Origin of the sequence: Streptomyces sp. NPDC059477, assembly GCF_042749375.1 — a bacterium.
In the GTDB taxonomy this organism is placed as follows: domain Bacteria; phylum Actinomycetota; class Actinomycetes; order Streptomycetales; family Streptomycetaceae; genus Streptomyces.
Window position 1 is genome coordinate 4883 of the sequence record NZ_JBHYUG010000147.1, and the last position, 8498, is coordinate 13380.

An 8498-nucleotide genomic window follows, 5' to 3' on the forward strand; every position below is an offset into this window, starting at 1 on the left:
CGCCCCCCACCCCGGGGGTTTTGTCTCCTTTAAAACCGCCCTTCACAACGGCCCGCCCCCCCCCCGGGGGGGTGGGGCGGGGGCCCCCCACCTCCACGATGCCTCACCCGGGAGCGGGGCGCCATGGTCAACCCACGCGTACGGACGATCCGTGACCGACGGTCCGGTGGAGCATGGCCACAGCTCCGGCAGTCGCCAACCAGGACTGGGCGAGGTGCCCCTCGTTCACCTCGCCCGGAGCCAGGTCGACAGCCGTGTCCCGGGGATACGCAGCTGGTGGTGGGCGAGGCCGCTGAAGGACAGGCCGGGTATTTCCGGGCCGTCTGTCCGGTGCGGGGTCACGGCCGGGCAGAGAACTTGGTGAGATTGCAGGCAGCAAGGAGCAGGGCTTCTTGTCTGCTACTGGATTGTGCTGTCCCAGTCTCGGCGGGGAGCGGTCATGGTGTCGCCGGTGCTGGTGAGGTTCCACAGGGCTTGGCGGGTTCGGCCGTCAGTTGTGGTGCCGTAGTCGTAGAAGATGGCCATGTCGGTCTTGCCGTCGCCGGTGATGTCACCGGAGAGGGGCTGGCTGGCGTCCCAGCTCCAGCTGGTGGGGTCGCTGTCCCAGATGATCTTGGGTGCCTGGAGGGCGGTGCCGGTGCTGGTGAAGGCCCAGAGTCTGGTGCGGTTCTTCCCGTCGATCAGCCCGTTGTTGTAGAGGACGCCGATGTCGGTCTTGCCGTCGCCGTTGTAGTCACCGGAGGTGACCTTGCTGGAGTCCCAGTTCCAGCTCATGGTGCCGCTGTCCCAGGCAACGGTCGGCGCGTTGAAGGTGGTGCCGGTGCTGGTGAAGGCCCACCACAGCCTGGAGTGGTTCTTCCCGTCGGCGGTCTGGTCATAGTCGTACAGGACGGCGATGTCGGTCTTGCCGTCGCCGTTGTAGTCGCCGGAGGTGACCTTGCTCAACGCCCAGGTCCAGCTGGTGGCGCCGCTGTCCCAGGCCACGCGCGGGGCACGGAACGTCGTACCGTCGCTCTTGAATACCCACAGGCTGCTCTGGGCGCGCCCCTGGGCATCCTTGCCGTAGTCGTACAGGGCCGCGACATCCGACTTGCCGTCGCCGTCGAAGTCGCCGTCGACCACCTGGGCCTGCTGCGGCAGGGCCCGGACCTGCTGCAGCCAGGCGTTCAGGTCGTCGGTGCGGGTGCTGATGGCTCCCTTGCGTACTTCGGAGGTGTCGGTGCCCCAGCATCCTCCCTGCCAGGACTTGCTGTTGACGCCGATGAGCTCGGTCTTCCCGTCCTTCTCCCGGAGGAGCGGGCCGCCGGTGTCGCCGGCGCAGAGCGCGTTGCCGCTTTGTCCGGTGATGGCCAGTTGGTTGGTGTCGACGCCGTCGACGGTGAAGGAGCCGGTGTGCAGCTTCATCGGCGACCATTCCGTCGCGGTCCGTCCGAAACCCGCTGCCCTGACGGTGTCTCCGGTGGCGGGTGGCGTGGTGGCCAGGGTGACGGGGGTGATGCCCTGGGCAGGTGCTGCGAGTCGCGCCATGACCAGGTCGCGCCCCGGGGCGGGGACGAGCTCGGTGACGGTGGTGATGTGCCCGCCGGTGGACGCGAGGTCCCCGCGGCCGACAGTGACTGTGACCGGCTTGGTCGGCGGGCCAGCCGGAGGTGTGGTCCCGGCGGCGGGGTTGTCCACGAAGCAGGAGCCGGCGGAGATGACCCACTGGGGGTCGACGAGTGTGCCGGAACAGACGCGGTCGCCGCTGCCGATGGCCAGGCGGGCGGTGAAGGCGTAGCTGCCGGAGGCGGCCGGGCTGCCGGAGGCGGCCTGGGCCGGAGCGGCCGTGAGAGCGGAAGCGACCACGGTGGCTGCGAGCAGTCCGCTCGTCAGGGCCGCGCGGGTGCGGGGTCTGTGCATGGAGGGACTCTCCGAGGAGGCGAGAGGCGCGTGCCGGGCAGCCGGACGGCTGTCACTGGCAGCTGGAACTGGGCGAGGGTGGTGGAGGGGAAGGTCAGGCGGTGACACGGAGTTCGATGAGCATCGTCGGGTCGCCGGAGGCGCCGGCCTCGCCGTAGCCGGTGAAGTCGTTGGCGGGCGCGTTGACGACGGTGGTGGTGCCGTCGTCCTCGCGGATGGTGGTCTTCACGGGATCTGCCGATGTCCAGATGCCGTATGCCTGCGGGATCTCAAGCGTCAGGAAGGCGGGCTTCGCCGCGACGTCGAAGCAGAACTGCTTCTGCCCGGTCCGGCTCTGGATCAGGATGTCCTCGGTGCCGTCGCAGGCGGTCATCAGCATGTGACCGTCGCCGCGCTTGAGAAGAGCGCCGGTCTGTTCCTGGATCTGAGCTGCTCCGGGGTAGTTGAAGTCCTCGACCGCATAGGGCATTTCGCCGGCGGCCGCGACCGCGGACGCCGACGTGGTGCCGTTGTCGGCGTAGGCCACACCAAGCGTTGCCGTAAATGCCGCAAGAACCGGAACAGCAATGCCCAGCAACTTTCTGCGCGCACGATTTATCACCAGAATGATTCCTTTCAGTAGAAGACAGGAGGGAAGATATTCAGGCCCTGGGGGCCGCAGTAAAGGCTGCACCAAGAACGGGTGCAGTTTAATTCGTGATGCACAGCCCATCCAGAGCTTACTCACGGTTCATTCATCTGGCACACAACTTATGTGCACCTAATGGCTGCATTATATCGGCGTAAAGCTCCGCATTCTTCTTTCAATCAGGCGAAGTGCCACATGAGTGGATCATGGATGATAGAGGTGATGATCTTGGTACAGGCCCATGAACAGGTAGACGCCGTGTACATGACATAAATGAGAGGAGTGGGTCAATCCTTTGTGACTTCTGATCCCGTGGCTGGGAACCGGTGTACGATCAAGCGGCTCCGAAGGTGCTGGAATTCCTCGGAATGGCTGCCTAATTCCCTATTGGGGCAGGCCGAAAAAGGACTGAACTCTCGCGTCCCTCCTGCGATTTCCGTGCTTTCGAAATAAATATCTGTCAAAGAAGGGGAGTCTCCGAGTGAGACGGCGTATAGTCTCTCGGGCTGTTGGCTCGGGAGCGCTGAGACGGTTCTCAGGGACCAAACGGGCTTTGCGGATACTGCTGTCCGCAGGCATGCTGTCCGGTCTGCTGGGGGCACCCGTCGCCGTGGCGGTGGAGCCGGTACCGCTGCCTGCGGACGTGCGCAGCGACATCGTCGGTTACTGGGAGACCGGCGGAGCCGGTCTCAAGCTCGCCGCCGAGCAGGCGCTGCTCGGCGGCGACGAAGCGATCCGCAAGTTCCTCGACGAAGCGGAGTCCATCCAGTACGACGACAACCTGGTCGAGACCGCGCGACTGGTGATGACCGGCGGTCCCGGTATGCGGCAGGCCGCCAAGACGGCGATGCTGAAGTCACCGGCCGAGCTGGAGACGTTCCTCCTGTACGGCTATGAGGAGCCGCTCGACGAGGACCGCACGGTTGAGATCGCCCGTCTGATCACCCTGGGCGGCCCGGGTGTGCAGGCGGAGGGCAAAGCAGCCCTGCAGGGCACCTTCGACGACCGTGAACTCTTCCTGGAGTCGGGCCAGTACACGGCACGCGAGGACGACAACAGTGTCGAGGTCGCCCGCCTCGCCACCCTCGGCGGCCCCAACGTGAAAGCCGCTGCCAAGATCGCGCTGCGCGGTACGGCCGAGGACATGGTCGAGTTCCTGGAAGTCGGGCAGTTCATCGCCCGCGACCGCGACCAGGAGCACTCCACGATCGCCCAGCTGATCGAGCAGGCGCAGCAGGCCGGCAAGCAGGCCGAGGACGCCCGCAAGCTGGCCGAGGAGTCATCGGAGAAGGCGGTCGAGGCGTCCCGGCTGGCCAAGGAGGCCGCGCAGAAAGCGGCCAAGGAGACCGAGGCCGCCAAGGACGACTCCAAGACGGCTGCGGTCAAGGCCAGGCAGGCCGCGGACGCCGCGCGGGGCGCGGCCGAGGCCGCGCAGGAAGCCATCGGGTCGGCCAACGCCGCCAACCGGGCCGCACGGCGGGCAGCACTGGCCGCCGCGCAGACCGCCTCGGCGGCCGCCGCAGCCGCGGAAGCAGCGAACAAGGCATACAAGGCGGCCATCGCCGCTGCCCTCGACGAGGCCGACGCCAACGCCGCGAGGCAGGCCGCCAGCGAGGCACGGGCCGCAGCGGAGGCCGCCAAGACGTCGGCGGTCGCTGCCAACAACGCGGGCCTCGCCTCCGCGGCTGCCGCCGTTGCTTCCGACGCGGCCAAGGGAGCCTCCGGCAACGCTCGCGCGGCAGCCGACGCGGCCGATGAGGCCAACCGCCACGCGGACGCCGCCGGCCTGCATTCCAATGAGGCCCGCCTGGCAGCCGCCGAAGCACGGCGGCACGCCGACGCCGCCGACGCGGCCGCCGACCGCTCCGCCGACCTGGCCCGCCGCTCGGCCACCGCTGCCTACGGGGCCCGTGACGCCGCCAACTCGGCAGCGGCACACGCCGACAAGGCCGCCGGCTATGCCGACGAGGCCGCCGATCACGCAGGGGACGCGGCCAGATACGCCGCCGCGGCCAAGAAGAACGCCGAAGGCGCCAAAGCCGCGGCCGACAGTGCGAGCGCGGCGGTGGCCAGGGCGAAGGTGACCTCCGCACTGGCCCGGGAGTCCGAAACGGCCGACCTCCAGACCCGCACGGACGCGGCCATCGAGCGTGCCCGCTCGATGAAGACCGGCTCCGAAGCATCGATCTCGGCCTCCGCCGCCACCCAGGTCGGGGCACTGTCCCTGAACGACACCGCCACCGAGCTGGCCCTGGAGGCCGCGCGGCCCGACGTCGACGTCCAGGCCACCGCGGCCAAGGGCCGCGAGCTCGCCATGCAGGCGATGAAGCTGCTCGGCCCCTGGCACCAGGAAGCCGCCGCCCGCGCCCTCTCCGGCACCGACCAGGACGTCCTGGACTACCTGCGTACCCGCTGGAAGGAGGCCAACCACAACGACGTACGCCAGCGTGTCGTCGTCCTGAGTTCCCAGAGTCCCTACGCCTCGGTCCGCACCGCGGCCGCCGAGGTTCTGGCCGACGGTACCCCGCAGCAGATCGAAGCCTTCCACGCCTCGGGCCAGTACCAGGCCGGACACGACGACATGAGCGTCGCCGTCGCCCGCCTCGCCCAGACCGGCGGCCCCGGCGTCAGCAACGCGGCCAAGGCGGCACTCGCCGACGGAAACGACAGAACTCTCGCGACGTTCCTGCACATCGGCCAGTACGCCCAGCGCCTGGACGACGAAACGGTCATCACCGCCCGCCTCGCCGAGACCGGCGGCCCCGAAGTCCAAGCCGCCGCGAAGATCGCTCTCGCCGGACCACCGGAACTGATCCACGAGTTCGTCAGCACCGGCCAGTACATGGCCCAGCGCAAGGACGACCTCGCCACCACCCACATCCACCAGGTTCAACGGCTCCTCGCCGAAGGCTCCTTGATCGCCGCAAAGGCACAGGAGAACGCCTGGCACGCAGCCGAGGCCGCCGCAACGGCCCAGAACGCCGCCGACGAAGCCGCAGCCGCCTCCGCACAGGCGAAGAAGTCGGCCGAACAGGCCAAGCAGCACGCGGCGGACGCCAAGACGTCAGCGGATGCCGCAGCACAGAGTGCCGCCGACGCAGCAACATCAGCGGCCACGGCCCGCAGCGCCGCCGAACGCGCCGGCCAGGACGCCGCCGCCGCCGAGGCATCCGCCGCCGACGCGGAATTCTCCGCCTCCTACGCCCGCTACTCGGCGCAGAAGGCCGATGACGCCGCCGACCAGGCCCGTGCCTCGGCCATTGCCGCCGGCAAGAGCGCCGCCGAGGCCGAAGCGGATGCCAAGCAGGCCTGGCAGGTCACCCGCGACCTCGCCGAGAAGGAGATGGAGGAGGCCCGCCGGCAGGCGGAGGAACAGCGCAAGGCAGAGCAGGGCAGTTCGCCTGACCACTTCTGCATGGACCTCCTTCCCTTCGACACCTCGCGCTTCCCGATCAACACCGTCATCTGCGACGACGGAGCGATCGACAGGATCTGGGGGGTGATAAGGGACCCCGGTACGTATGAGGCGATCGTCTGGGAACTGTCGGGTCTTGCCGACATCGAGGCATGCATCGACAAGCCCACCGGCGCCGACTGCACGATGGCCGCCGTCGGGGCCACCCCCTGGGGCAAGCTCAAACTCCTGACGAAGATCGACAACGGCATCGACGCCCTCAAGGGCGGGCGAGCCGCCCGCATGTCGGCTTCCTGTCTGACCTCAGCAGCGCACAGCTTCCCGGCCGGCACCGAAGTTCTCACGGGCGACGGCACCAGCCGTCCCATCGAGCGCATCGAGACCGGCGACCTCGTCCTAGCGACCGACCCCACAACGGGAGAAACCGGCCCCAGGAGGGTCACCGGCACCATCCACACCCCCGACGACCGGAACTTCACCGACGTCACCCTCGCCGACGGCTCCACACTGACCTCCACCAGCAACCACCCCTTCTGGTCCGCCAGCGACCAGACATGGAAAGACGCGAGCGAACTCGCGGCCGGCGACTCCCTGCGCACCCCGCAGAACAGCACAGCGGCCGTCGTCGAGACTCGCGGCTGGCAGGGCCTCCAGGACGCCTACGACCTCACCGTCGACGACCTCCACACCTACTACGTATCCACCGGCACCACCAACGTCCTCGTCCACAACAACGACAACCCATGCCCCAAATGGGTCACGGACATCTTCGATAGACTGCCGCCGTACAAGAAAACATTCGGGGAGATACGCGACCCGAGCGGAAGAGAAATCACCGGATTTGGCGGGGATGACCTGCGCCAGATGATGAGCGGCGAGCACGACGACTGGTTCAAGAAAGCGAACACGCTGCTTCAGACCTCGAAGCTTCCACCCTGGGGACCGAAGGGCATATTTCCGAATTCCTCTCACGTCGAGCCGAAGTATGCTGCCGCAATGAAAGAACTAGACATCAAGCATTCCGTCGTTGTCATCAACAACAACAACGGCGTATGCAAAAATACGATGAATTGCACAGATGCCGTGGAGGCGATCCTTCCCGTCGGTTCAACTATGACCGTATACTATCCGGGTGCCAGCATTCCGATCACAATCTTCGGGAAGAGGACCGAACCGTAGGAATAGTTTCACGCGAGGACGTTGCAAGGTGTAGCGGTTATGTCCTTCGCTGGGAGTGGTCCTGCAGGCGGACCGGTAGGGCCACCCCCCCCGGGGGGGTATATATCCAACATTCACAGAAAGAACTTGCCGTGTGGTACGAATATCAAGTGGTAGCTGATTCGGAGCGCCCGCAATGGGATTGGGTCCCGTTTAAAAATGTGGGGCCTTTGAGATTCGGCCAGAGCGCCCAAGAAGTGGCCGACGCTCTAGCTGTGCCTCTCAGTGGATATGATCCGAAGTCCCGGTGGGCTTCGTTCACTGGGAAAGGTATCGATGCCTATTTTCATGAGGAAAAATATGGCCTGGCAGCAGTAGCGGTTAATTCATTTCGTGGCCCTCAAGTCTCATACAACAACGTTCGCCTGGTAGGGCGGCTCCCCTCCGAAATCACTCCTTGGATCGAAGAGACCGGCGAATCGCTCGAAGAATTGCCTCCTGGCCTGAGTGGCCTACGCATCGCGACGACCGGTGACCCTGGACTGCCCGGTATCGGCCTGGTAATGCGCTGCCAGCACAATGGCGACTATGCCCGTACCCGACCCCTGTTTGTCGCGCGGGACTGGGCTGTAGGAAGCATGGACAGCTGGGAAGGGCCCATCCCGTCAAGGGAATGGGGGATCTTCTGACCTTCACTGGTAAAAGGCGAGGGAGAGGTCGATGATCGTCGAATATGGATCGATGGTGAGATGATACGAGTCTCCACAGTTCAGGAAGTGGAGATCGCTATCGGCCGGGCCTTGAACGAGCTGGAATCCGAGAGGAAAGTTCCACTCGGATTCAATGCGGGGAGCACCGGAGCCTTTCATGTTTTCGACCTTCCGGAAGGGGAAAAGGCCCCAGCTGTCGCCGAGAGTTCACTGATCGTCGGAGTGAACCGGGAAACTGGCTATGGGGGGATGATCTGGTGGGGCGAGGTGATTGCAGAAGATCCGGACCAGTTTTACTGGATGTCGCGCGGCAAGAATCCCCCTTCCTTTGACCCGCGCGTTACGGCTGATGCCGGATATCCATTGTGGTACCAACCGCGCAACGTCGTACCACTGGAAAGAGTTGAAGCCGCCCTCAAAGAATTTTGCTTCAACCAAGGAATGCGGCCTACGGCCGTAGACTGGGAACCCAGCACAGCGAACGGTCAGCCACTGGACTCTTGACAAACTCAGACCATCTCTCGACCCCCATCCCCGACCCGCCGGGGGGGGGGGGTAGGGGGGGCGGGGGGGGCTCCGCTGGAAGGGGGGGGGGGGGGGGGGGGGCGGGTGCGGGTCCTTGGGGGGGGGCCGTGGGGGGCCCCCCCCCGGTCGACGTCGCCCAGCAGCGAGGGATCGCTCTCCATCG

5 protein-coding genes are annotated in these 8498 nt (G+C 66.2%); 3 read left to right on the forward strand and 2 right to left on the reverse strand.

What is annotated here, in order from left to right; translation table 11 throughout:
• Positions 1-399 precede the first annotated feature (399 nt).
• Complete coding sequence (locus ACFXAZ_RS38020; protein ID WP_384601145.1) at positions 400-1899, reverse strand: trypsin-like serine protease; 1500 nt, start codon at positions 1897-1899, stop codon at positions 400-402.
• Positions 1900-1993: 94 nt separating this feature from the next.
• Positions 1994-2626 (reverse strand): hypothetical protein, encoded by a 633-nt coding sequence (locus ACFXAZ_RS38025; RefSeq protein WP_384601149.1) that lies wholly within the window; start codon positions 2624-2626, stop codon positions 1994-1996.
• A gap of 454 nt (positions 2627-3080) precedes the next feature.
• Here ACFXAZ_RS38025 and ACFXAZ_RS38030 point away from each other — a divergent pair, with 454 nt between their 5' ends.
• From ACFXAZ_RS38030 to ACFXAZ_RS38040, 3 genes are all read left to right on the forward strand, one after another.
• Positions 3081-7121 (forward strand): DddA-like double-stranded DNA deaminase toxin, encoded by a 4041-nt coding sequence (locus tag ACFXAZ_RS38030; RefSeq protein WP_384601152.1) that lies wholly within the window; start codon positions 3081-3083, stop codon positions 7119-7121.
• A 131-nt stretch (positions 7122-7252) separates the two neighbouring features.
• Positions 7253-7789, forward strand: a complete 537-nt coding sequence (locus tag ACFXAZ_RS38035; protein WP_384601155.1) for a hypothetical protein — start codon at positions 7253-7255, stop codon at positions 7787-7789.
• A 60-nt stretch (positions 7790-7849) separates the two neighbouring features.
• Entirely contained in the window at positions 7850-8314 is a 465-nt protein-coding gene (locus ACFXAZ_RS38040; RefSeq protein WP_384601158.1) for an Imm1 family immunity protein, read from the forward strand.
• The last annotated feature ends 184 nt before the right edge of the window (positions 8315-8498 follow it).